At 72.2% G+C, this 22,895-nt stretch carries 26 protein-coding genes; 13 read left to right on the top strand and 13 right to left on the bottom strand.

The annotated features are described in order from the left end of the window. Positions 1 to 62: 62 nt before the first annotated feature. Genes AB1K56_RS04775 through AB1K56_RS04765 form a run of 3 tightly spaced genes read right to left on the bottom strand, consistent with a single transcriptional unit; the run spans position 63 to position 2,538 of the window. Positions 63 to 923 (bottom strand): CPBP family intramembrane glutamic endopeptidase, encoded by an 861-nt coding sequence (locus tag AB1K56_RS04775; RefSeq protein WP_371204798.1) that lies wholly within the window; start codon positions 921 to 923, stop codon positions 63 to 65. Continuing rightward, positions 920 to 1,645: a tRNA (guanosine(46)-N7)-methyltransferase TrmB gene (gene trmB / locus AB1K56_RS04770; protein ID WP_371205056.1), complete on the bottom strand. Its 726-nt coding sequence runs from the start codon at positions 1,643 to 1,645 to the stop codon at positions 920 to 922. Before trmB ends, AB1K56_RS04775 begins: the two co-directional genes overlap by 4 nt. A 59-nt stretch (positions 1,646 to 1,704) precedes the next feature. Continuing rightward, complete coding sequence (locus AB1K56_RS04765; RefSeq protein WP_371204797.1) at positions 1,705 to 2,538, bottom strand: DUF3097 domain-containing protein; 834 nt, start codon at positions 2,536 to 2,538, stop codon at positions 1,705 to 1,707. A gap of 126 nt (positions 2,539 to 2,664) precedes the next feature. On the opposite strand from AB1K56_RS04765, the gene AB1K56_RS04760 reads away from it, so the two are divergent. The 4 genes from AB1K56_RS04760 (at position 2,665) to AB1K56_RS04745 (ending at position 6,971) form a co-directional block, all read left to right on the top strand. Beyond that, positions 2,665 to 4,794, top strand: coding sequence for a TPM domain-containing protein (locus AB1K56_RS04760; RefSeq protein ID WP_371204796.1), 2,130 nt, complete (start codon positions 2,665 to 2,667; stop codon positions 4,792 to 4,794). Between the two features lie 89 nt (positions 4,795 to 4,883). After that, positions 4,884 to 5,639: a PspA/IM30 family protein gene (locus AB1K56_RS04755; RefSeq protein ID WP_136586942.1), complete on the top strand. Its 756-nt coding sequence runs from the start codon at positions 4,884 to 4,886 to the stop codon at positions 5,637 to 5,639. A 67-nt stretch (positions 5,640 to 5,706) separates the two neighbouring features. Next, positions 5,707 to 6,519, top strand: a complete 813-nt coding sequence (locus AB1K56_RS04750) for an arginase family protein (RefSeq protein ID WP_371204795.1) — start codon at positions 5,707 to 5,709, stop codon at positions 6,517 to 6,519. Further along, positions 6,516 to 6,971 carry a Fe-S oxidoreductase gene (locus tag AB1K56_RS04745; RefSeq protein WP_371204794.1) on the top strand — a complete coding sequence of 152 codons (456 nt, stop codon included), beginning with the start codon at positions 6,516 to 6,518 and terminating at the stop codon, positions 6,969 to 6,971. The genes AB1K56_RS04750 and AB1K56_RS04745 overlap by 4 nt, the downstream gene beginning before the upstream one ends. Positions 6,972 to 7,038: 67 nt before the next feature. On the opposite strand, the gene AB1K56_RS04740 is transcribed toward AB1K56_RS04745, so the two are convergent. From AB1K56_RS04740 to AB1K56_RS04730, 3 genes are all read right to left on the bottom strand, one after another. Then, entirely contained in the window at positions 7,039 to 7,503 is a 465-nt protein-coding gene (locus AB1K56_RS04740; protein WP_371204793.1) for an SIP domain-containing protein, read from the bottom strand. Between the two features lie 68 nt (positions 7,504 to 7,571). Beyond that, positions 7,572 to 8,285, bottom strand: a complete 714-nt coding sequence (locus AB1K56_RS04735) for a tyrosine-protein phosphatase (RefSeq protein WP_371204792.1) — start codon at positions 8,283 to 8,285, stop codon at positions 7,572 to 7,574. Next, positions 8,282 to 8,833 carry a carboxymuconolactone decarboxylase family protein gene (locus AB1K56_RS04730; RefSeq protein ID WP_371204791.1) on the bottom strand — a complete coding sequence of 184 codons (552 nt, stop codon included), beginning with the start codon at positions 8,831 to 8,833 and terminating at the stop codon, positions 8,282 to 8,284. Before AB1K56_RS04730 ends, AB1K56_RS04735 begins: the two co-directional genes overlap by 4 nt. 170 nt (positions 8,834 to 9,003) lie before the next feature. On the opposite strand from AB1K56_RS04730, the gene AB1K56_RS04725 reads away from it, so the two are divergent. From AB1K56_RS04725 to AB1K56_RS04690, 8 genes are all read left to right on the top strand, one after another. Beyond that, positions 9,004 to 9,930, top strand: a complete 927-nt coding sequence (locus AB1K56_RS04725; protein WP_371204790.1) for an alpha/beta fold hydrolase — start codon at positions 9,004 to 9,006, stop codon at positions 9,928 to 9,930. A 149-nt stretch (positions 9,931 to 10,079) separates the two neighbouring features. Continuing rightward, entirely contained in the window at positions 10,080 to 11,591 is a 1,512-nt protein-coding gene (locus AB1K56_RS04720) for an ABC transporter substrate-binding protein (protein WP_371204789.1), read from the top strand. Beyond that, positions 11,588 to 12,538: an ABC transporter permease gene (locus AB1K56_RS04715; RefSeq protein WP_371204788.1), complete on the top strand. Its 951-nt coding sequence runs from the start codon at positions 11,588 to 11,590 to the stop codon at positions 12,536 to 12,538. The genes AB1K56_RS04720 and AB1K56_RS04715 overlap by 4 nt, the downstream gene beginning before the upstream one ends. A gap of 23 nt (positions 12,539 to 12,561) precedes the next feature. Then, positions 12,562 to 13,404: an ABC transporter permease gene (locus tag AB1K56_RS04710; RefSeq protein ID WP_371205055.1), complete on the top strand. Its 843-nt coding sequence runs from the start codon at positions 12,562 to 12,564 to the stop codon at positions 13,402 to 13,404. Continuing rightward, positions 13,401 to 14,255, top strand: a complete 855-nt coding sequence (locus AB1K56_RS04705) for an ATP-binding cassette domain-containing protein (protein ID WP_371204787.1) — start codon at positions 13,401 to 13,403, stop codon at positions 14,253 to 14,255. Before AB1K56_RS04710 ends, AB1K56_RS04705 begins: the two co-directional genes overlap by 4 nt. Beyond that, positions 14,252 to 15,043, top strand: coding sequence for an ABC transporter ATP-binding protein (locus AB1K56_RS04700; protein ID WP_371204786.1), 792 nt, complete (start codon positions 14,252 to 14,254; stop codon positions 15,041 to 15,043). Before AB1K56_RS04705 ends, AB1K56_RS04700 begins: the two co-directional genes overlap by 4 nt. Before the next feature lie 131 nt (positions 15,044 to 15,174). Continuing rightward, positions 15,175 to 16,233 (top strand): M4 family metallopeptidase, encoded by a 1,059-nt coding sequence (locus tag AB1K56_RS04695; RefSeq protein ID WP_371204785.1) that lies wholly within the window; start codon positions 15,175 to 15,177, stop codon positions 16,231 to 16,233. Then, positions 16,220 to 16,546 (top strand): protealysin inhibitor emfourin, encoded by a 327-nt coding sequence (locus AB1K56_RS04690; RefSeq protein WP_371204784.1) that lies wholly within the window; start codon positions 16,220 to 16,222, stop codon positions 16,544 to 16,546. Before AB1K56_RS04695 ends, AB1K56_RS04690 begins: the two co-directional genes overlap by 14 nt. 160 nt (positions 16,547 to 16,706) lie before the next feature. Here the strand turns inward: AB1K56_RS04690 and AB1K56_RS04685 are convergent, their stop codons facing one another. From AB1K56_RS04685 to AB1K56_RS04670, 4 genes are all read right to left on the bottom strand, one after another. Next, positions 16,707 to 17,318, bottom strand: coding sequence for a GNAT family N-acetyltransferase (locus AB1K56_RS04685; protein WP_264630328.1), 612 nt, complete (start codon positions 17,316 to 17,318; stop codon positions 16,707 to 16,709). A 274-nt stretch (positions 17,319 to 17,592) separates the two neighbouring features. Beyond that, the gene (locus AB1K56_RS04680) at positions 17,593 to 18,279 is read right to left on the bottom strand and encodes a uracil-DNA glycosylase (RefSeq protein ID WP_371204783.1); all 687 of its coding nucleotides are present in this window, start codon (positions 18,277 to 18,279) and stop codon (positions 17,593 to 17,595) included. Continuing rightward, a complete protein-coding gene (locus tag AB1K56_RS04675; RefSeq protein WP_264630326.1) occupies positions 18,276 to 18,761 on the bottom strand; it encodes a phosphoribosyltransferase in 486 nt (161 codons plus the stop codon). Before AB1K56_RS04675 ends, AB1K56_RS04680 begins: the two co-directional genes overlap by 4 nt. Positions 18,762 to 18,831: 70 nt before the next feature. Continuing rightward, on the bottom strand, positions 18,832 to 19,416 hold the full coding sequence (locus AB1K56_RS04670; RefSeq protein WP_371204782.1) for a hypothetical protein: 585 nt from the start codon (positions 19,414 to 19,416) through the stop codon (positions 18,832 to 18,834). Between the two features lie 322 nt (positions 19,417 to 19,738). Here AB1K56_RS04670 and AB1K56_RS04665 point away from each other — a divergent pair, with 322 nt between their 5' ends. Further along, positions 19,739 to 20,824: an AAA family ATPase gene (locus AB1K56_RS04665; RefSeq protein ID WP_371204781.1), complete on the top strand. Its 1,086-nt coding sequence runs from the start codon at positions 19,739 to 19,741 to the stop codon at positions 20,822 to 20,824. Here AB1K56_RS04665 and AB1K56_RS04660 read toward each other — a convergent pair. The 3 genes from AB1K56_RS04660 to flgL form a co-directional block, all read right to left on the bottom strand. Further along, positions 20,806 to 21,135, bottom strand: coding sequence for an HU family DNA-binding protein (locus AB1K56_RS04660; RefSeq protein WP_371204780.1), 330 nt, complete (start codon positions 21,133 to 21,135; stop codon positions 20,806 to 20,808). The two genes, AB1K56_RS04665 and AB1K56_RS04660, sit on opposite strands and share 19 nt — an antisense overlap. Positions 21,136 to 21,598: 463 nt before the next feature. After that, entirely contained in the window at positions 21,599 to 22,000 is a 402-nt protein-coding gene (locus tag AB1K56_RS04655; protein ID WP_371204779.1) for a flagellar assembly protein FliW, read from the bottom strand. After that, positions 21,997 to 22,884 (bottom strand): flagellar hook-associated protein FlgL, encoded by an 888-nt coding sequence (gene flgL / locus AB1K56_RS04650; protein WP_371204778.1) that lies wholly within the window; start codon positions 22,882 to 22,884, stop codon positions 21,997 to 21,999. Before flgL ends, AB1K56_RS04655 begins: the two co-directional genes overlap by 4 nt. Positions 22,885 to 22,895 lie beyond the last annotated feature (11 nt).

Raw genomic sequence — 22,895 nt, 5'->3', positions numbered from 1 at the left:
GAGCGCACCTGGGCAGAACCCGGGCACCGCGGCATCCGGGATCCGGAAGCCCGGGTCCGGGGTCAGAGGAGGAAGATCGAGGCCGCGCCGGGGTTGTGCGCGTGCACGAGCACGCCGAAGACGACCGCGTCGAAGAGCAGGTGGACCGTCACGACGTACCAGAGCGAGCGCGTCTTGAGGAAGAGGAAGCCCTGCACGATCGCGAACGGCACCGTCAGGAACGGACCCCACGCCTGATAGCCGAGCTCCCACAGGAACGACACGAACACGACCGCCTGCAGCAGGTTGGCGGTCAGGTCGGGGAAGTGCCGGCGGAGCAGCACGAAGACCGTGCAGATGAAGAAGAGCTCGTCCCAGATGCCCACCGCGCCGACGCCCACGAAGAGGCGGGCGATGAGGTCGGGGGTGGTCACCTCGGGCCAGTTCGTGTAGACGCCGGAGGTGATGAAGTAGAACGGCAGGATCAGGTAGCCGAGCACGATGACGCCGGCCAGCCACGCCCACTGCCACCAGGTCCAGCGTCCGCCGCCGCGCCAGGGGAACGAGATCGCGCGATCCCGGTAGACGAAGCGCGAGATCACGTACGGCACGACGACCGCCCCGCCGAGGGCGAGCGTGAACCGCACGAAGGCCGCGTTGTCGAGCTCGGCGTGCAACGGGATGAGACTGACGATGAACTGCCCCGCAGCGACCAGCGAGATGTCGCGGGCGATGCTCGGTTCGTCGGAGCGAGCGAGGGCGACGCCGTTGCGGCGATCGACGAGAACGGCGGATGCCACGGCGAGGGCGAGCAGGATCCACCCGAGCCACACGATCTGGACGACGAACAGCACCGGGGCGGCGAGGCACACCGCGAGCGCCGGGATCAGCTTGGGCGTCCACGTGGAACGCTCGCGGACCGGCACCGCGGTGTGGGCGGTCACGGTGAGACCCGGGTGTAGGTCAGGTCGCGGATGTCGCGGCCGACGCGCAGCCCCTTGCGCTCGAAGGCGGTGAGCACGCGCCCCTCGAAGCGCTCGGCCCACTCCCCCGCGAACGCCCGCTCGAAGCCGGGGGCGGCGTCGAGGACGTCGCGCATCTGGTCGGCGTAGTCCTGCCAGTCGGTCGCGAGGCGCAGGGTGCCGCCGGGGCGGAGTGCCTGGGCCGCGATGCGCGCGAAGTCGGGGGCGACGAGACGGCGTTTGGTGTGCTTGTTCTTGTGCCACGGGTCGGGGAAGAACACCCACAGTTCATCGACGGATGCCGCGGGCAGCAGGTGCTCGAGCGCCTCCGGCGCGTTCGCCTCGACCAGGCGCAGGTTCTTCACGCCCTCGCGATCGGCGTCGAGCATCGTGCGGGCCAGTCCCGCGGTGAACACCTCGACCGCGAGGAAGTCGGTCTCGGGCGCGGCCTGGGCGGCCGACACGATCTGGTGCCCCTGCCCGGAGCCGATCTCCACGACGAGCCGGGCCGAGCGGCCGTACACGGCCGCGGGGTCGATCGCGGTCCCGGCCTTCACGCTCGTGGCGGCCGCGGCGCGCTCGACCGGCAGGAGGTAGAACGGCGACAGCTCGGCCCAGGCGCGGTCCTGCGCCTCGGACATGCGGCCGCTGCGCCGGACGAACGACACCGGCTTGTCGCGGAACACGGGGGCGGCGGCATCCATGTCCTCCAGGGTATTCGGCTGCCCCTCGGGGGTGTGCCGCACGGGCACCTTGCGGCCGCTCACGGGACCGTCACGAAGTCGATGAGCTCCTCGACGCGGCCGAGAAGGGCCGGTTCGAGGTCGCGAAACGTGGTGACCTTCGACAGGATGTGCTGCCACGCGCGGGCCGTGTCGGCCTGCTCCTCGGCGGGCCAGCCGAGGGCGCGGCACACGCCGACCTTCCACTCGATGCCGCGGGGCACCTCGGGCCACGCGGCGATGCCGAGGGCGCGGGGGGTGACGCACTGCCACACGTCGACGAAGGGGTGGCCGACGATGCGCACGTGGGCGCCGTGCCGGCCGCGCGCGATCTTCTCGGCGATGCGCGACTCCTTCGAGTTCGGCACGAGGTGGTCCACCAGCACGCCGTAGCGCCGCTCGGCGGTGGGGGGCTCGGCATCCAGCTTCTCTTCGAGCAGGTCGACGCCCTCGAGGAACTCCACGACGACGCCCTCGGCGCGGAGGTCGGCGCCCCAGACCTTCTCGACGAGCTCGGCGTCGTGCTTGCCCTCGACGAAGATGCGGCTCGCGCGGGCGGTGCGCGCGCGCTGGTCCTCTGCCGCGAACGAGCCGGAGGCCGTGCGCGTGCGGCCCTTCGGCGCGGCCGCGGGGGCCTTCAGCACCGCGGGCTTCCCCTCGACGAGGAACCCGCCGCCGAGCGGGAACAGCCGGCGCTTGCCGAAGCGGTCCTCGAGCTCGACGTTCATCCCCTCGATGCGGGTCACCGCGCCGACGTAGCCGTCGCCCGCGACCTCGACGACGAGATCTGCGGATGCCGCGACCTCGACGGGCCTGATGCGTCCGGCGTCGCGCCAGCCGCGCGCGAGCACGTCGGTGCCGTAACGGTCGTCCATGGTGCTGTACCTCCGAGCGTTCGAGCCTAAGCGGCCCGCGTGGACGCCGAGGGCGGACGCGCCGCTCCTACCCGGGTGTCGGGGGTCGTTTATAGGGTGGATCCGTCGGGCGCCGAAGGAGGATGCATGCGAATGCCGAGGGTGGCACAGGCGATCGGTGTCGTCGTGATCGCGGTCTTCGCGATCCTGGGGATGCCGTTGACCGCGGCCGCCGTTCCTCCGCCGTCGCTCGGCTCGAGCTACGTGGTCGACCGGGTCGACGCCCTCACCGACGCCCAGGAGGCGGACGTGCAGTCGAGGCTCTCGGCCCTGTCCGCGCAGACGGGGCTCGACCTGTGGGTGGTCTACGTCGACGCGTTCACCGACCCGTCCGACGCGCAGGACTGGGCCAACGACACGGCCAACCAGAACCAGCTCAACGCGCGGCAGTACGTGCTCGCCATCGCCGTCGACGGCGACGCCTTCTCGTTCTACCTCTCGGGCGACGTCGACAGCGGAGAGTTGTCGGCCGCGCAGTTGTCGTCCATCGAGCAGGACCGCATCCAGCCGGCCCTCGAGGCCGGCGACGACGCGGGAGCGGCGATCGCCGCCGCCGACGGCATCCGCGCGGCGCACGCGCAGGCCGGCGGCAACCTCCCCGTCCCTCCCCCGACGCCCGCGACCGAGAGCGGCCCCGCCCTCGGTCCGATCGTGCTCGTGGCCGTCCTGCTGGTCGCGATCGCGGGCGTGCTGCTGTGGCTCTTCCTCCGCCGCCGCCGCGCGGGCGCGGCCGCGGTACCCGCCCCGGCCGAGAGCATCGACGAGCTCGCGCGCCGCGCCGGCTCCGCGCTCGTCGCGACCGACGACGCCCTCAAGACCAGCGAGCAGGAGCTCGGTTTCGCCCGCGCCCAGTTCGGCGACGACGCGGCGGCGCCCTTCGCCGCGACTCTGGCGCAGGCCAAGGCCGACCTCGACCGTGCCTTCACGCTGCAGCAGCAGCTCGACGACGACACCCCCGAGACGCCCGACCAGCAGCGCGCGGCCTATACCGAGATCCTGCGACTGTGCCAGTCCGCCGATGAGGCCCTGGATGCCAAGGCCGCGGCGTTCGACGAGCTGCGGGCCCTCGAAGCCGATGCACCGGCGGCGCTCGAGGCCGCGCACGCGCGTCGCGAGGCGGTCGCCGCCGCCCTCGACGCGGCCGACACCGATCTGCAGAGCCTCCGCGCGCGGTTCGACGACGACGCCCTGAGCCCGATCGCCGACAACCCCGCCCAGGCGCGATCGCGTCTCGATCTCGCCGCGGCGCAGGAGGCGGAGGCCGCGGAGGCGCTCGCGGCCGGGCGGACCGGCGAGGCCGCCGTGGCCATCCGCGCGGCGCAGACCGCCGTCGCCCAGGCCGACACCCTCGAACAGGCCGTCGGCACCCTCGGCGGCGCGCTCGACGACGCCGCCCGGCGGGCGGGCGCCCTCGTCGCCGAGATCGAGGGAGATCTCGTCGCGGCGCAGAGCCTGACGGATCCCGACGGCAGGGTCGCCGCGGCGTCGACCTCGACCCGCGCTCAGCTCGAGGCCGCCCGGGCCCTGCTCGCGGCGGATCGGACGAGTCCCCTGCGCGCGGTCGAGCAGCTGCAGCAGGCGAACGCGACGATCGACGGCGTCCTGGACGCCGCGCGAGACGAGGCGGAGCGCCGCCGACGCGCCGAGAGCCAGCTCGACACCGTGCTCGCCCAGGCCCGCGCCCAGGTGAGCGCGACCGAGGACTTCATCGCGGCGCGACGCGGCGCCGTGGGACCCACCGCGCGCACCCGGCTGGCCGAGGCCGGGGCGGCTCTCGTGCAGGCCGAGCAGCTGCGCTCCACCGACCCCACGGCGGCGCTGGCCACGGCCCAGCGCGCCGCGCAGCGCGCCGGAGAGGCCGCCTCGCTCGCTCAGAGCGACGTGGGCTCGTTCGGGGCCGGAGGCGGGGGCGGCGGAGACCTCATGGGCGCGATCCTCGGCGGGATCGCCATCAACGCCCTCTCCGGCGGGAGCCGGCGTCGCGGCGGCTTCGGGGGCGGCGGACTCGGCGGCCTGGGCGGCTTCGGTGGTACCGGCGGCCTCGGCGGCGGATTCGGCGGCCTCGGGGGCGGCGGCGGATTCTCCGGCGGCCGGTCGCGCAGCGGCGGAGGCGGAGGCTTCTCGGGGGGCGGTCGCTCGCGCAGCGGAGGCGGCCGCGGCTTCTCGAGCGGCGGCGGTCGAAGCCGTTCCGGCGGGGGCGGAGGCCGTCGACGCTGACCCCCTCGCGGCGCAGCCCGCGATCACAGAGAATTCGTAGCATCCGACACCAGACTCGACATCGTCGCCCTCAGGAAGGAACACCCCGCATGGCCAAGCAGTCCATCTTCGGTCGCATCTCGACCCTCGTCCGCGCGAACATCAACGCGCTCCTCGATCAGGCCGAGGACCCGCAGAAGATGATCGACCAGCTCGTGCGCGATTACTCGAACTCGATCGCCGACGCCGAGTCGGCCATCGCCGAGACCATCGGCAACCTGCGCCTGCTCGAGCGCGACCACCAGGAAGACGTCCAGGCCGCGGCCGAGTGGGGCAACAAGGCCCTCGCCGCGAGCCGCAAGGGCGACGAGCTGCGCGCGGCGGGCAACGTCGGCGAGGCCGACAAGTTCGACAACCTCGCGAAGATCGCGCTGCAGCGTCAGATCACCGCCGAGGGCGAGGCCAAGGCCGCCGCCCCCACGATCGCCGCCCAGACCGAGGTCGTCGACAAGCTCAAAGACGGCCTCAACGGCATGAAGACCAAGCTCGAGCAGCTCAAGGCCAAGCGCAACGAGCTCACGGCGCGCGCGAAGGTCGCCGAGGCGCAGAACAAGGTGCACGACGCCGTCAAGTCGATCGACGTCCTCGACCCGACCAGCGAGCTCGGCCGCTTCGAAGACAAGATCCGCCGCGAGGAGGCCCTGGCCGCCGGAAAGCAGGAGCTGGCCGCCTCGAGCATCGACGCGCAGTTCAACGCCCTCGAAGACGTCGGCGAGCTCACCGAGGTCGAGGCGCGCCTGGCGGCGCTCAAGGTCGGCGGCCCGCAGCGGGCCGCGATCGACGCCCCCAGCCCCGACCAGGTCTGATCGATCCCCGGAGTGCGCCGTCCGATCCGTCGGGCGGCGCACTCCCCCTCTCGCGGTGAGGACACCCATGGCCCGATTCATCGTCGCCCCGCAGTGGCAGGGATCGTCGTCGTCCCGCGCGATGCAGCTCATCGACGGAGCCGAGGCGATTGCGGGAGACCTGCCCCGCGCCGCCACGACCGTGCTCGAGGCGCCCGCGGAGGCCGGTGACGCGCAGGGCACGCGCGTCCACCGCCTCAGTGCGCTGGTGCGCATGCGCGAACGCATCGAGGAGGCCGTGCGTTCCTCGCCGGAGCCGGCCCTCGTCGTCGGCGGCGACTGCGGTGTCGCCCTCGGCGCCGTCTCGGCCGTCGCGGGCGACGACCTCACGGTGGTCTGGATCGACGCCCACCCCGACCTGAACACCCCGGACTCCTCCCCCAGCGGAGCGTTCACGGGAATGGTGCTGCGCGCCATCGCCGGCGAGGGAGAGGATCTCCTGCGCCTCGAGCCCGGGATCGCCCCCTCGCGACTGGTGCTCGTTGCCACCCGCGCGTGGGACCCCGACGAGGAGGCGTTCGTCGCCGCGCACGGCATCACCGTCCTCCGCGCCGAAGAGCTCTCCGCCCCCGAGTCCCTCGCCGACGCCGTCGCCGCCACGGGAGCGACCCGCGTGCACGTGCACGTCGACCTCGACGCCCTCGACCCGGCCGAGATGGGCGGCGTCGCCCACGCCGTCCCCTTCGGAGCGCGCACCGCCGACGTCGTGGCATCCGTTCGCGCATTGCGCGCGCGCGTGCCGCTCGCGGGCGCGACCTTGACCGCGTTCTCGCCGTCGAGTCCCGCCGCGGCCGTCGACGACCTGGGCACGATCCTGCGGCTGATCGGCGCCCTCGCGTGAGCCCGATCCCCCGCCCGCCCGCCGACTGGCGGGAGCGCGCCGAGCGCGCCGTGGCGCGCGGTCGCCGTCTCGACCGCTTCATCCCCGGCATCCTCCTCGACTCCCCCGTCAGCCGCGTCGGCTATTGGTACGGCTGCACCGTGGGGTGGGTGTGGGGCTCGATCTGGAGCACCGGTCGAGTCGAGAAGCGGCACGGGCTGTGGGTGTTCCGCGGCCTGCCGGCGTGGGCGTTCCCGCGCGGGGGCGTGTGCGTGGGCGGATGCTTCCTCACCGGCGACGACCGCCCCACCGACGTCGTGCTGGGCCACGAGGCCGTGCACAAGCGTCAGTGGCAGCGCTACGGGTTCCTCATGCCCCTGCTGTACGCCCTCGCCGGGCGGAACCCCCTGCGCAACCGCTTCGAGATCGAAGCCGGTCTCGTCGAGGGCAACTACGTGCCCCGGGGCAGCTGAGCACTCTCGACGTCTCGTCGAGCGCGTCCGAGCCGCCATCCGGGCCGGGGCGCGCGGGTCTCGGCCGTCAGCGCGCGGTCGCGAGACCGAAGCGCTCGGGCGTGTGGATCGCGAGCGGGTCGACGCCGTGCCGCGACACGAGCTCGTCGACGATCTCCGCGGTGCCGAGGTAGCCGCCGATCAGGATGACGCGGGTCGCGTCGTCGTCGCAGCAGAGCATCTCTCCGGCCCAGCCCGACACGGCGCGGGCGAGGGCCTGGCCGGGCGCGCAGGTGCGGCCGGTGCCGGGGGCGCCGCCGCGGCGCGATCGATCGAGCCAGGCGATCGTCATGCGGGCGGGGGCCGCGACGCGTCCGATCCAGGACTCGTCGGGCACCTCGATGAACACGCGCCCGGTCGAGCAGATCGGCAGGGTCGCCAGCAGCGCCTCGAGCTCGGCGAGAGAGGTCTCGTCGGCGGTCACGAGGTGCTGCACGCGGGTGTGCCGCGACGCGCGGCAGGCGGCGTCGTTGTGCTCGGAGGAGGTGGGCATGATGAGACGAGTATACGCCCGATGAAGGGTTGCCTAACCTGTGTTCGGGCTGATGATCCACGCGTGGATCACTCCACCAGCACCTCGCGGAGACGGTGGATCTCGGCATCCGTCATCCCGTGAGCGCGCAGATAGCCGGCCGCCGAACCGTAGGTCGCGTCGAGGTGAGCCAGCAGCGCGCGCATCGCGCGCTCGGGCGACCGGGTCGCGAGATCCTCGGCGTGGACGTTCTCGGGATGCAGGGCCCGGATGGCGGCGAGCACCTGGGCGTTGCGCCGCGCGGGCAGGAGGGCCTCGGTGCGCGCGTAGTCCGCCACGACCGCGTCGGGGTCGACCCCGGCGGCGGCGAGCGCGATGCCGATCGTCACACCCGTGCGGTCCTTGCCGATCGTGCAGTGCACGAGCACCGGGCGCGCGATCAGGATGCCGCGGATCGCCGACACCACGCGGTCCGCGGAGGCGTCGGCGATCTCGGCGTAGAGCTGCTCGAGGCTCAGGTCCCGCGCGAAGAACGAGGCGACCGAGCCGAGGAAGAGCGGCTCGTGCTGCACCTCGACGGCCAGGTCGTCGAGCCGGCTGGGGTCGTGGGCGCGTTCGCTCTCGTCGCGCAGGTCGACGATCCGCCGCAGCCCCATCCCGCGCAGCGCCTCGATGCCGTCGTCGTCGACGGCGGCGAGGTTGCCCGAGCGGAACAGCACCCCCGACCGCGTGCGCCCCGCCCCCGCCGGCAGACCGCCGACGTCGCGGAAGTTGCTCGCCCCCGAGACCAGCGACCCGGTCACGCGGTGCCGTCCGCGTGCACGTGCGGCGTACGCGGCGCCGTCGTGGCGGGGGGTGCGGCGTCGGAGGCGACGACCCCGGCGGCGCCGCGCGGTGGGACCGGATAGCGGCCGGCGATCGCGACGCGGTTGAAGGCGTTGATCGCCACGAGCACCCAGCTGATCGCGACGTACTCGGCTTCGCTCAGGATGCCGCCCGCCTGGTCGTACACCTCGTCGGAGATCCCGCGGTCCCTGTGGATGAAGGTGAACGACTCCGTCAGCTCCAGGGCCGCGCGCTCGCGCTCGTCGAACACCCCGGACTCCCGCCATGTCGCGATCTGCGCGATGACGTCGGCGTCGAGGCCGGCCTTCACCGCACCGTCGACGTGGACGCGCACGCAATAGGCGCAGCCGTTGAGCTGGGACGCGTGGATCTGGACGATCTCGCGCAGCCGCGCGTCGATCCCGGCCTCGGCCGCGAGTCGGCCCACCGTCGTCGAGAACGCGCGCAGCGCCGCATACGCCTCGGGAGCCGACCTCGACAGGTGCACACGCCGTTCCTCGCCCATGGCGACAGCCTAGGACCGCGGCCGGCGACGGGCGTGGGAACGCTCGTTGACGTCTCGGCATCCCCGCCCGCGCCCCCTCGCGCGGCGGGAACACCGAGACGACCATCGCGCGTGACGCCGCACGGCGGCGGGCTGGCGGCATCCGGTCGGCGGGTGACAGGCTGAACCCCATGCCCGAGCTCGACGAGTTCTCGTTCCTCCCCGCCCAGGCCGCCGCCCTCGGCGCCGCCGTCCCCCCGGTCTCGCGCGTCGACCTCCCGCTCGCGGACGGGCGGCACCTGAGCGGGCTGCGGTGGGGAGACGCTCCCCCGGCCGTCACGCTCCTGCACGGGGCGGGGCTCAACGCGCACACGTGGGACACGACCCTCCTGCACCTCGGGCTGCCCGCCCTCGCCCTCGACCTGCCGGGCCACGGCGACTCGTCGTGGCGCGACGACGCCGCCTACGTCGCCCGCGTGCTCGCTCCCGACGTCATCAGCGCCCTGGAGAAGTGGGCGAGCACCCCTCAGGTGCTCGTGGGCCACTCGCTGGGCGGGCTCACGGCGGCCGCGGTCGCGGCATCCCGACCCGATCTGGTCTCTCGACTCGTGATCGTCGACATCACCCCCGGGGTCGATCCGAGCGCGGGTCCCGCGCAGATCCGCGCGTTCTTCGCCGGTCCGACCGACTGGGCCTCGCGCGACGAGCTCGTGGAGCGCGCGCTGTCGTTCGGACTCGGGGGCTCGCCGGAGGCGGCGGCACGCGGGGTCTTCCTCAACTCCCGCGTGCGCGCGGACGGCCGCGTGGAGTGGAAGCACCACTTCGCCCATCTGGCCGCGGCCGCGGCGAACGCCGGAGCCGATCCGACCACCCCGGATGCCGTTCGCGCGGTGCTCGCGAGCACGGGCTGGGACGATCTGACCGAGGTCGCCGCCCCCGTCACCCTCGTGCGCGGGGAGCGCGGCTTCGTCACCGCGGCGGACGCCGACGACCTCGCGCGCCGGGTCGCCGGAGCCGACGTGCGGGTGCTCGGCACGGGCCACAACGCGCAGGAGGAGGATCCGGCCGGCCTCGCCGCCCTCATCCGCGAGGTGGCGGTCGGCGACCCCGCGCGCTGAGCCGCACCCCCTCCGCGCGGCGCGTCACATACGGTCGCGCTCCGTCACGAACGGCGGTCCGGGAATGCCGGTGAAAGTAGGCTGATTGCACTCCTGCATGGCATCCACAGCACTCGGATGCCCTCGGCCTGCGAAAGGACACCCCCGCAATGCTGCGCCGCACCGCTCTCGCCACGAGCACGCTCCTGATCGGAGCCCTCCTGCTGACCTCGTGCACCGGGACCACCAGCTCCCCCGGGCCGACGGGCGACCCCGATCCCAACGCCACCCTCACGGTGCGCCTGTCGCTCGAGCCCTCGAACCTCGACATCCGTCACACGAGCGGCGCCGCTCTCGAGCAGGCGCTCATCGACAACGTCTACCAGGGCCTCGTGACGCGGGACGGCGACCAGAACAACGCCATCGTCCCCGCCCTCGCCTCCGCCTGGCAGATCTCCCCCGACGGCCTCACCTACACCTTCACCCTGCGCGACGGCGTGACCTTCCACGACGGCAGCGCCCTCACCGCCGACGACGTCGTGACCTCTCTGCAGACCGCGAAGGACGACGCGACCATCCAGAGCAGCGCGGATCTCGCGGGCGTCACCTCGATCGCCTCCCCCGACGCGACGACCGTGGTCGTCACGCTCGCGCAGCCGAACAGCGACTTCCTGTTCGCCCTCACCGGTCGCGCCGGTCTCGTCTTCAAGAACGGCGACACCACGAACCTCCAGACGGCCGCGAACGGCACGGGCCCGTTCCGCGTCGAGAACTGGAGCACCGGCCAGAGCCTGACCCTCTCGCGCTACGACGGCTACTGGGGCGAGAAGGCAGGGGTCGCCGAGGTCGTACTCGACTACATCCCCGACCAGAGCGCCGCCACCAACGCCGCGGTCAGCGGCGACATCGACGTCGCGCTCGAGATCGACCCCGAACTGCAGAGCCAGATCGAGGCGACGAACACCTTCACGATCGAGACCGGGCTGACCACCGACAAGGGCACGCTCGCGTTCAACAACGCCCGGGCACCGCTGAACGACCAGCGCATCCGCGAGGCCCTGCGCCTGGCCATCGACCACAACGCCCTCGCCGAGACGCTCGTCACCGCGCAGCCCCTGAACGGCCCGATCCCCCCTCTCGACCCGGGATACGAAGACCTCACGGGGAGCATCTCGTACAACCCCGACCGCGCGCGCGAACTCCTCGCCGAGGCCGGCGCCGAGAACCTGAACCTGACGCTCACCATCCCCAACGTCTACCCCGGGACGCTCGCGACCTTCCTGGTGTCGTCGTTCGCCGACGTGGGCGTGACCCTCAAGGTCGACCAGGTGGACTTCTCCACCTGGCTGACCGACGTGTACACGAACCACGACTACGACCTGAGCTTCGTGCGGCACGTCGAGGCCCGCGACTTCGGCAACTGGGCGAACCCCTCGTACTACTTCGGCTACGACAACCCCGAGGTGCAGGGTCTGTACGCGCAGGCGCTCGCCAGCACCGACGAGCAGCAGTCGTCCGACCTGCTCGCCGAGGCGGCCCGCATCGTGGACGACGAGGATGCCGCCGACTGGCTGTTCCTGTCGGCACCGCGCACCGCGGTGGCCACCGACGTCGCGAACTTCCCGAAGAACTCCCTCAACGTGCGCCTGCCGCTCGCGGGCGTGACGGTCGCGGCGGAGTGATCCGCTACACGCTGACACGGCTGGGCCTGCTCGTGGTGGGCCTGGCCGTGGCCAGCGTGCTGATCTTCCTCTCCCTGCGGGTGCTCCCCGGCGACGTCGCCCAGTTGGTCGGCGGCACGCAGGCCGACCCCGCGCAGGTCGCCGCGATCCGCGAGAGCCTCGGACTGAACGTGCCCCTGTGGCAGCAGTACACGGCCTGGATCGGCGGGCTCTTCCGCGGCGATCTCGGCACGTCGCTGCTGACCGGCACCTCGGTGGTGACGGAGCTCCTCGACAAGGCGCAGGTCACCGTGCCCCTCGCGGCGATGTCGCTGGCGGTCGCGGTGGTGGTCGGCATCCCGTTCGGCGTGCTCTCCGCCCTCGGCCGGCGACGCGCGTGGGGGACGGCGCTCAGCGTCGGAGCGCAGGGCCTCGCCGCCGTGCCGGTCGTGTGGGCGGGGATGATGCTCGTCGTCGTCTTCGCCGTCTGGCTCGGATGGCTGCCGCCCCAGGGGTTCCCGCGCGCCGGCTGGGGTGATCCCGCGGCGGCGTTCCGCGCCCTGATCCTGCCCGCCGTGACCATCGGCGTGGTCGAGGGCGCGATGCTGCTGCGCTTCGTGCGCAGCGCCACGCTGCAGGCCCTCGGTCAGGACTACGTGCGCACCGCGGCCGCCAAGGGCCTGACCCGCACGCGCGCCCTGCTCAGCCACGGCCTGCCGAACGTGGGCCTCTCGGTCATCACGGTGCTCGGTCTGCAGATCGCCGGCATCATCGTGGGCGCGGTCGTCATCGAGCAGCTGTTCACCCTTCCCGGGGTCGGGCGCATGCTCGTCGCCGACGTCGCCGCGCGCGACCTCCCGAAGGTGCAGGGCGAGCTGCTCGCCCTGACCGGGGTCGTGCTCATCGTGGGCTTCGTCGTCGACCTCGTGCACCGCCTCATCGACCCCCGACAGCGGGAGGCCGCGTGAGCACCCTGAGACGTCTGCTCGCGATGGGCACCGGCCGTTTCGGCGTCCTGGTGGTGGGGCTGGTCCTGCTCACCGCCCTCGTCTCGCTCGTCTGGACGCCCTTCGACCCGGCCTCGGTCGACGTGAGATCGCGGTGGGCGGACCCCTCGTGGCCGCACGTGCTCGGCACCGATGACAGCGGCCGCGACATCGCGAGCCTGATGATGGCCGGAGCCCGCACCACCGTCGTCGTGGCGGTGGGCGCCGGGGTGGTCGCCTCGGTCCTGGGCATCGCCCTCGCCGCCCTCGGCGCGCTCACCGCCCGGTGGATCCGCGAGAGCGTCGCCGTGCTCGTCGACATCCTGGTGGCGTTCCCGGTGCTGATCATCGCGATGATGATCTCGGCGGTGTGGGGCGGGTCGCTCCTCGTCGTGATCTGGGCGGTGGGCATCGGCTTCGGCGTGAACATCGCCCGCGTCACGCGTCCCGAGCTGCGTCGCGTGCTGCACAGCGACTTCGTGCTCGCGGGGCGCGCGAGCGGCCTCTCGACGTGGCAGAACCTCACGCGCCACCTGCTGCCCAACGTCGCTCCGGTATTCATCGTGCAGCTGTCGTGGGGCATGGCCGTCGCCGTCCTGGCGGAGGCGGGACTGTCGTACCTCGGCTTCGGCGCGCCGGTCACCCAGCCGTCGTGGGGCGTGCTGCTGAGCGATCTGCAGCGCTACATCGCCGTTCATCCGCTGACGGTCGTGTGGCCGGGGCTCGCGATCACCCTCACCGTGCTCGGGTTGAACCTGCTCGGCGACGCGCTGCGCGAGGCCGCCGACCCGACGCTCGCCGAGCGGACCCCGTCCGCGCGCACCCCGGTCCCGGGGGTGGTCGCGTGAGCCTCGTCGTGAGAGACCTCCGCATCGAGATCGGCGGCCGCACGGTCGTGGACGGGGTGTCGTTCGACGTGCCCGACGGCGCCCGCGTGGGCCTGATCGGAGAGTCGGGCTCGGGTAAATCGCTGACCTCCCTGGCGATCCTCGGGCTCCTCCCCGAGGGCGCGCGCGCGACGGGCAGCGTGCGGTGGAACGACCGCGAGATCCTCGGCCTGCCCGACGCGCAGCTCGCCGCCCTGCGCGGCGACGACATCGGCATCGTCTTCCAGGAGCCGCGAACGGCGCTGAACCCGATCCGCACCGTGGGCCGCCAGATCGGCGAGTCCGTGCGCATCCACGAGGGCGTCTCACGCCGTGAGGCCCTGCGCCGCGCCGTGATCGAGGCGGAGCGCGTCGCCCTCCCCGATCCGCAGCGGCTCGTCTCGCGCTACCCGCACCAGTTGTCGGGCGGGCAGCGCCAGCGCGTCGCGATCGCCATGGCGCTCGCGTGTCGCCCGCGCCTTCTCATCGCCGACGAGCCCACGACGGCGCTCGACGTGACCATCCAGGCGGGCATCCTCGCGCTGCTGCGCGACCTCGTCCAGGATGCCGGGATGTCGCTCGTGTTCATCACTCACGATCTCGCCGTGCTGGCCCAGGTGGCGACCCACGCCGTCGTGCTCGAACACGGGCGGGTGGTCGAGCAGGGCGCGGTCGACGACCTGCTGCGCGCGCCGTCGTCGCCGGTCACGCGGGCGCTGCTGCGCGACGCGACCGCGACGCTGTGGCATCCGGAGCGATCGGGGCCGCCCGCATCCACGCCGCTCCCGGATGCCGCGCCCTCGGTCGACCCCGACGGAGAGGAGTCACCGTGACCGAGGCGCTGATCCGCGCGCGCGGGCTCTCGCGCGACTACCTCGCCCCGCGTACGCGCGGCTTCGGCCGCGCCGAGCGCACCGCCGGGCTCGTCGACGTCGACCTGACGGTCACCGCGGGGTCGGCCGTCGGCATCATCGGCGAGTCGGGCTCGGGCAAGTCGACGCTCGTGCGCCTGCTGCTCGGTCTCGACGTGCCCAGCACCGGCACCGTCGAGGTCGACGGGCGCACCGTCGACGGCCGCGGTTCGGCCCGCTCGCTGCACTGGCTGCGCCAGGCCACCGGCATCGTCTTCCAGGACCCCTACGCCTCGCTGGACCCGCGCATGAACGTCGAGCGGATCGTGGGAGAGCCGCTGTGGGCGCTCGGCATCGAGGGCGACCGGCGGGCGCGGGTGCGCGAGGTGCTCGAACAGGTGGGCCTCGACGCGGACGCGGGGCCGCGGTTCCCGCACGAGTTCTCGGGCGGACAGCGTCAGCGCATCGCCCTCGCGCGGGCGATCGTGCACCGCCCGCGCATCCTCGTCGGCGACGAGCCGCTGTCGGCGCTCGACGTCACCGTCCGGGCGCAGATCCTACGGCTGATCGCCCGCCTGCGCGCCGAGCAGGAGCTCACGCTCGTGCTCGTCTCGCACGACATCGGCGTGGTGCAGAACGTGTGCGACCAGGTCGTCGTCATGAAGGACGGCCGCATCGTCGAGCAGGGGCCGACCGAGAAGGTGCTGCTGCAGCCCCAGGCGGCGTACACGCGGCAGCTGCTGGCATCCATTCCGACGCTCCCGGGGTAAGGCTCCTCCCGGGGAGACTCCCGCGCCCGACCTCGAGCTCGGCTCCTCCCCCGGCGCTCGACGGCGGATCCCGTCCACCGGCCTCGAGCAAGGGATGCCGCGATGTCGGAGCTCGGCGCTACCCTCGGCGCATGACCCCCGGCATCGTCCCCCCGTTCCTGCTCGACCGTCTCGCGCAGACCGACGACCCCCGCCTCGCGCGGGCGGCCGCGGCGGCGCGGAAGACCCTCGCCCTGCCCCGCCCGCCGCGGCCCACGCGCACGCGACTGCGACTGTCGATCGAGGGCGACGCGCTGGTCGCCGAGACCGGCCCCGCCCCCGACCGCATCATCTCCGACGCGGCGAACACCGAGAACCTGCCCGGCCGACGCGTGCGCAGCGAAGACGACGCCCCCACCGGCGACGGGGCCGTCGACGAGGCGTACGACGGTCTGGGCGAGACGTACGACTTCTTCTGGGACGCCTTCGGTCGAGACGGCATCGACGCCGCGGGCGGGTCGCTGCTGGCCACGGTGCACTACGGCGACGACTACGACAACGCGTTCTGGAACGGCGAGCGCATGGTGTTCGGCGACGGCGACGGCGACGTGTTCGTCGGGTTCACCCGGTCGCTGAGCGTCATCGCCCACGAGCTCGGCCACGGGGTGACCGAGGCCTCCGGCGGCCTCGAATACCAGGGGCAGTCGGGGGCGCTCAACGAATCCCTCTCCGACGTCTTCGGGGCCCTCGCCGAACAGCACCACGGCCGGCAGCGCGCCGACGAGGCGACGTGGCTGATCGGTGCGGGCATCTTCGCGCCCGACGTGCAGGGTGAGGCGCTGCGGTCCATGAAGGCGCCGGGCACGGCGTACGACGACGACGTGCTGGGCAAAGACCCCCAGCCGGGGCACATGCGCGACTACGTCGAGACCTCCGACGACAACGGGGGCGTGCACATCAACTCCGGCATCCCCAACCGCGCGTTCTACCTCACGGCGACGGCCCTGGGCGGTTTCGCGTGGGAGCGCGCCGGGCTCATCTGGTACCGCACCCTCACCGCGGGCACGCTCTCACCGACCGCCGACTTCCGCGCGTTCGCCGCCGCCACCCTGGCCGCGGCGGCCACCCAGTACGGTGAGGAGTCGGAGGAGGTCGCCGCCGTCCGCGCCGCATGGGCCGGGGTCGGCGTCGAGGAGGATGCCGCAGCCTGACAGCACGTCGCCCGAGCGCTTCGTCGTGATCGTGGTGCGTTCGGGCGGGATCGCGGGCCTGTCGAAGCAGTGGCGGGCCGAGCCCGATCCGGAGCGTGCTCCCCGCTGGCGCGAGCTCGTGGAGAGCTGCCCGTGGGATGCCGCCGCGACGGCCTCGCCCGGCGCGGACCGCTACCAGTGGCGCATCGAGGTGCACCGCGGCGACACCGCCGTGCACCGGGCTCGGCTCGGCGACGCGCAGATCGAGGGGCCGTGGCGCACGCTCGTCGACGAGGTGCGTCACGCCGCATCGCCCTCGCCGCGCGAGCGCTGAGCGCACGGCGTCGCCCGGGGGCGGATGTCCCGCCGACCACGCGCGAACCTCCTGAGAAACCGGACGCCGGATCCCGCCGCAGCGCCCGCGAAGGGCGCTCGGGACCCGACCCTCAGGAGTTTCGCTCGCCGCCCGCGGCATCCGGAGAGGAGCCCGGCCCTCAGCCGAACAGCTTGCGCCGCTTCTTCTTCGACGGGATGCTCTTCTGCAGGTAGACGACGCCGAGCCACCGTCCGAACTTGAAGCCGACGCGACCCATGCGGCCCACCTCGGTGAAGCCCAGCTTCTCGTGCAGGGCGATCGAGGCGTCGGCGCCCTTGTCGCTGATCGCGGCGACCATCTCGCGGATGCCGAGATCCTGGCATGCGGCGATGAGCGCCTCGAGCAGCGCACGACCGAGGCCCTTGCCCGCGGCCGCCTGTCCGAGGTAGATCGAGTTCTCGACCGTGTAGCGGTACGCCGACTTCGACTGCCACGGCTGCACGAGCGCGTACCCGAGGATCTGGCCGCTCGGAGACTGGGCGACGAGGAAGGGCAGGCCGAGCTTGTGGAGCGTGGCGAACTTGTCGCGCCACTTCGCGATCGACCAGGCCTTCTCGTCGAAGGTCACCACCGAGTTGCGCACGTAGTAGTTGTAGATCTCGCGGATGTCGGGGATGTCGGCCTCGGTCGCCGGCCGGATCTCGAACGAGAAGGGGCGTTCCGGCTCCGGCGCGCGCCGCAGGTGGGCGGGCAGACGCCGACGGCTCTTCTCGTACTCCTCTTCCAGCACCCCGCCACTCTACGGGCGCGGTGGTTTCGCGCGTGTGTCCCGGCCCGGGCGTCCACGGAGGCGTGCCCGATGCAGCGAGGGGCCACGTGCCCCGTCGGGTCGCGCGGCGGAGGGTGCCGCGCCCGTCGGGGCGTCGCGTCGCGCGGCGGAGGGTCCCGCGCCTCCTCGCGGCCGGCGGGCTCAGGATCGAGCGCGGCGAGGGGTCACGCGGCGGCGGATCCCCGACGTCCTCGTGGCGACGGCGGGCGGCGGGCGGCGACTGTGCGGAACCGGGTCAGGCGGGGATGCGCCAGTCCACGGCATCCGCCCCCTGCTCTTCGAGCAGGGCGTTGATGCGCGAGAACGGCCGCGAACCGAAGAACCCGCGACGCGCCGACAGCGGCGACGGATGAGCCGACGACACGATCGCCGTCTCGCCGAGCAGGGGGCCGAGGTTGCCGGCATCCTTGCCCCACAGCACCGCGACGAGCGGGCGGTCGCGCTCGACGAGCACCTGGATCGCGTGCGCGGTCACCCGCTCCCAGCCCCACCCGCGATGGGATGCCGGCTGCCCGGGCGCCACCGTCAGCACCCTGTTCAACAGCATCACGCCCTGCGCCGCCCAGGCCGACAGGTCGCCGTGCGGAGCCGGAGCGATGCCGAGGTCGTCGTCCAGCTCGCGGTAGATGTTCGCGAGGCTCCGCGGAAGCGGCCGCACGTGCGCGTCGACGGCGAACGACAGACCGATCGGGTGCCCGGGAGTCGGGTAGGGATCCTGGCCGACGATCAGCACGCGCACCTCGTCGACGGGGGTGCGGAACGCCCGCAGCACGAGATCGCCGGCGGGGAGATAGGGCTGCCCCTCGGCGCGCAGGCGCTCGCCCACCGCGGCGATATCGTCGGCGACCGGGGCGAGGGGCTCGACCCACGACGGGTCGATGAGGCCGGCGTCCGCGAGTTCGGCGAGCGACTTCGCCGTCACGCCGCGTCTTCTTCGTGGACCGAGCCCTGGTGCGACCAGGGGAAATCGATCCACAGGTCGGTGTTCTTCCACGAGTAGTCCGGCGTGATGATCGTCGACGGCTTCGTGTAGATCACCGCCGAGCGGGCCTCGGCGCCGTGCCGGTCCAAGAGCTTCACGGCGAGATCGAGTGTGCGCCCGCTGTCGGCGACGTCGTCGACGAGCAGCACCCGGCGTCCGCTCAGGTACGACAGGTCGAGGGCGGGAGGGAGCACCTCGGGGGCATCGAGCACCGTTCCCACGCCGGTGTAGAACTCCACGTTCAGCGCGCCGCAGTTCTTCACGCCGAGGCCGTACGCGATCGCGCCGCCGGGCAGCAGCCCGCCGCGCGCGATGGCCACGACGACCTCGGGATGGAATCCGTCGGCCACGATCGCGCGCGAGATGTCCCTCGTCGCGGACCCGAAGTCGTCCCAGCTCAGTCGTTCGCGTTCGTCAGCCACTCGCGGGCCCCTCTCATCGTCTCCCCTCACCCTAGAGCGCCGAACGGGAGCACCCCTCCGACGTCCGCCGTCAGGGCCGCGCGCCCACCGGAAGGAGCATCGAGGCCGTGCCGGGGATGTCGACGAAACCGATCTGCGCCCAGTGCGCCCGCCGCGCGGCCAGCCCCGGGGCATCGAGCGCCGGCGCCGACCCCGAGACGGCGAAGGCACCCGCGATCACGAGCGCGATCGTGTCGCCGTCGAAGACCCGCGCGACCCCGCGCACGAGCGAATGCGTGACGAGGGAGCCGACCGCGGCATCGTCGACCTCGATGGAGGAGATGACGCAGAGGCTGTCGGTGAACAGCGACGACTCGTCGATCATCGAGATCAGCTCGCGATCGGCGAAGGCGGAACCGATGGACGACAGATCCGGAACGGCGTCCCGCAGCTGCTCGAGCCAGCGAGGGTTCGCGTAGTGGACGCGGTGGAGGGTGGCCTCGGCCAGCACGTGCTCCCCGCGGCCTCCCTCGACCGAGGAGTGGATGAGGGCGCGCCAGACCTCGGGCCTCGTCCGCTGATCGCCGATGCGGAACGTGAGGTTCAGCGCGATCGCCGCGCCGCCGACGCCGTCGTGCGCCCCGCCGCCGTCGATCTCGGGGGCGGCCGGGGTCACGTACCGCCCCCGCCGGTCGCTCCCTCGAACGGCCGGCGCACCCCACCTGCGGGGAGGCGGGTCCATGCCCCCCGGGGAAGAGCGCGCGCCGACCGCCCCCGCGTCGGATCCGCATTTCGCATGCGCGCTTTTCCTTTCCTTTACGAGTCGTTCCGCCCCTGGCCGACTCGACGCCGCGGAAGCGGCGTGGCGGCTCTCCCGCCCCGTCGAAATGGTCTTGAAACGAGCCTTTCGGGGCTTAGATTAGAAACTACTCATCTAATTCTTAGAGTATTGACAGCCCCACCGGCACGCCCCTTCCCCCATTGAGGAGCACGACCACGTGAGCAGTACCTACATCGAGACCGGCGGACAGGTTCGGGTTTACGACTCCGCCGTCAAAGCTCATGACTGCCTTCCCCTCGGCACGTACCGCGTACGTTTCAGCAGCAAAGAGGGATTCAGCCTCGTCCGCATCGCCGACCTGCAGGTGGGCGCCGAGAAGGTCTACGGCCACCGCGAGGCGAAGGTCGACAAGATCTTCCGCACCTACGCGCGACTCGATCGCAACCTGGGCGTGATGCTGTCCGGCAACAAGGGCCAGGGCAAGTCGATGTTCCTCCGCATGGTCGCGGAACGAGCCATCTCCCAGGGCCTGCCGGTGATCGTCGTCAGCGAAGACGCCGACGGCATCGTCGACTTCCTCGACACCCTCGACGAATGCCTCGTCATCTTCGACGAGTTCGAGAAGGTCTTCACGTCGGGGCGCGGCCATCTGGCCGGGCCCAACCGCCAGAATCAGTTCCTCACGCTTTTCGACGGAATGTCGTCGGTGCGCCGCATCTATTGCGTGACGGTCAACGACGTTCAGGACGTCAGCCATTACATCGTCAATCGTCCGGGACGTTTCCACTACCACATGCGGTTCGATTACCCGGGTCCCGACGAGGTCCGCGAATACCTCGCCGACCAGGCGCCGCACGCCGCGGCATCCGAGGTGGAGAACGCCGCCCTGTTCTCGCGTCGCGTGAATCTGACCTACGACCACCTCCGCGCGATCGCCTTCGAGATGAACCACCCCGACGCGAGATTCTCCGAGGTCGTCGAGGACCTGAACATCAAGGCGATCGAACCGAGCACCTACCGCATCGAGGCGAAGTATCTCGACGGCTCGATCCTCGCCGACGAGACCGTGCTCAACCTCCACGAGCGCAGCGACGTGCACCGCTCCGTCGAGCTGCGCAACACCCAGCGCTCGCTCTTCTTCTCCTTCGCACCGCGCGACGTGGTGTTCGAGGACGATGGGAACATCTCGATCCCCGTGTCCAAGATCGATGCGATGGACGAGGACGAGGAGATCCCCGACGAGCTCCCGGCCCGGATCACCCTCACCCTCGTCGGACAGACCAGCTACTCGTTCGAGCGCTGACGGGACTCGCCGTCACGCGATCTCGGCGTCACCGTCACCTTCTTGTTGACCTCGCGGGTGGCGGAGAACTTCAGCACCGCGTAATCGTCGACCTGCCCGCGGGCATGGGGGTCGTCGCGGATGTTCAGCACGACGTTGTGTCCCTTGTGGGGCTGGGCGTAGAACTTGCCGAACCCGGTCAGGGTGACGCGGTTGCCGGCGTTGACCAGGTCGAGGATCTCCTCGAAGATCGCGTCGTAAGCGAGCTGGGTCGTCCGCAGGGACAATCCGGCGCGCTTGGACACTCGCTGGACGAACTCGCGCTTGCTCACCTTGGGCTCATCAGACCTCGTGACAGGCATATCTCACCATCCATTGCTTTGTGCTCGTGAACGAGCGTATGCGTCGCCATCGGAAGGGGATTCGGGGTTGCCAATCCGCTGACGACAGGTGGACCGTGCTGCGGCGCGCCCTCCCCCACCGGATGCCGGCGGACCGCCCCTCGGGGTGGGGCGGCGGAGGTGCACGTCGTCGCCCGCCGCCGGGAACACGCCTCCGACCGAGACGGCCTCGAATCCGGCGGCACGCGAAGGCCGCCGAGCTCGCCACCGTGCTCTCCCGGAACCGGGATCACGCACCGCGGGCTGAGTCCGTCCCACGCCCTTCGGGTGGGCACGCATCGCGTTCGGGCGCGGTGCGGGGACGGTTTCTGCTCGTTTTCGTGATGATCCTAGCGCGTCGAACCCCCCGGCGGGAGAGTGTTTCGCGTCGATTCGCCGGGCGGCCGGCGCGCGCCTAGGGCGCCGCGGTCGCGCCCAGCCGAGCGCGCAACGGGTAGGACGCGTCGTCGAAGATGACCTGCACCGCCGCGCCCGTGCGCGGGTTGAGGAGCACGGGCGCGCGGAGGTTCACGAAGACCCCGTCGTCCGACGGATTCGCCACGACGAACACCCGGGCATCGTCCTCCCCCGCCCCGATCCCCTCGCGCATGGCGGGCGTGATGCGCGGGGCGTATCCGGCGACGACGAGCGAGGGATCCACGAGGAACAACCGCACCTCCTCGCCGCGGGAACGCAGGGCGTACAGTCCCTGCGCACCCTCGATGCGGGAGAGACGGAAGGACGTGAACGGCGCGAGCCCGGGCAGGGACGCGGCGAACTCGATGTCGAGATCGGTGATCTCCGTGGTGACGGTCATCGGAGGAACTCCAGGAGATTGGTCTGCAGCGACTTCGCCGTCACCTGCAGGGCGGACTGGTAGACGAGCTCGGCCGACTGCAGAGCGATGTAGACCTCGAGCGTGTCGACGTTCTCGACCTCGGCGCGGCGCGCCTCGAGGTCGACACCGACGCTGGTGTTCGCGGCGGACGCCCGCTCGATCTGCGCCTGACGGGCTCCGGTGACCCCGCGGGCGGTCGCGAGGGACGTGAGGTGCCCGTCGATGTCGGCCAGCCGCGGTCCCACCTCGACGCCCGAACGCAGATCGGCGGCCACGCCCCGAAGGGCCGCGAACACGCTGTCGGCGCCGTCCCCGAACACCTCCGCGCCGTCGAGGTCGACGCGCACCTTCTCACCGTCCGAGACGCGCCGTTCGACGGCCGCGCCGCCCGAACCGGCATGGGCGAACGTGGTCGGGTCGAACGCGGACCCGCTGTCGTCCGTTCCCGCGAAGACGGTGCGTCCGAGCACCGTCGTGTTCGCCTGCGCCAGCAGCTCCCTGCTCAGACTGTCGAGTTCCGCCGCGATCGACTCGCGAGCGGTCTGACTGAGGGCGCCCGAGTTCGCGCCCTGCGCGGTCAGATCGCGCGCTCGGTTGAGCAGGTCGATGCTCGCCCCCAGCGCCGTGTCGGCCGTGGTTACCCACGCCAGTCCGTCGCTGATGTTGCGCGCGTACTGCGACACCCGCGCCTGTTCGCCGTGCACCCCGAGGATCGCGGCCGCGGCCGCAGGGTCGTCGCTGGCCGAGCGGATTGCGCGCTGCGAGGTCGCCTGATCCTGCAGGCGGGCGCGGTCCGCGAGTCCCGCCTGCAGGGTGCGCAGCGCCTGCTGGTTCACGGTGCTGCTGGTGATGCGTCCGATCATGGCCACTCCGG

It is taken from the genome of Microbacterium sp. BWR-S6Y (genome assembly GCF_041379845.1).
GTDB lineage: Bacteria > Actinomycetota > Actinomycetes > Actinomycetales > Microbacteriaceae > Microbacterium > Microbacterium hydrothermale.
This window is presented reverse-complemented; position numbering and strand designations above follow the sequence as displayed.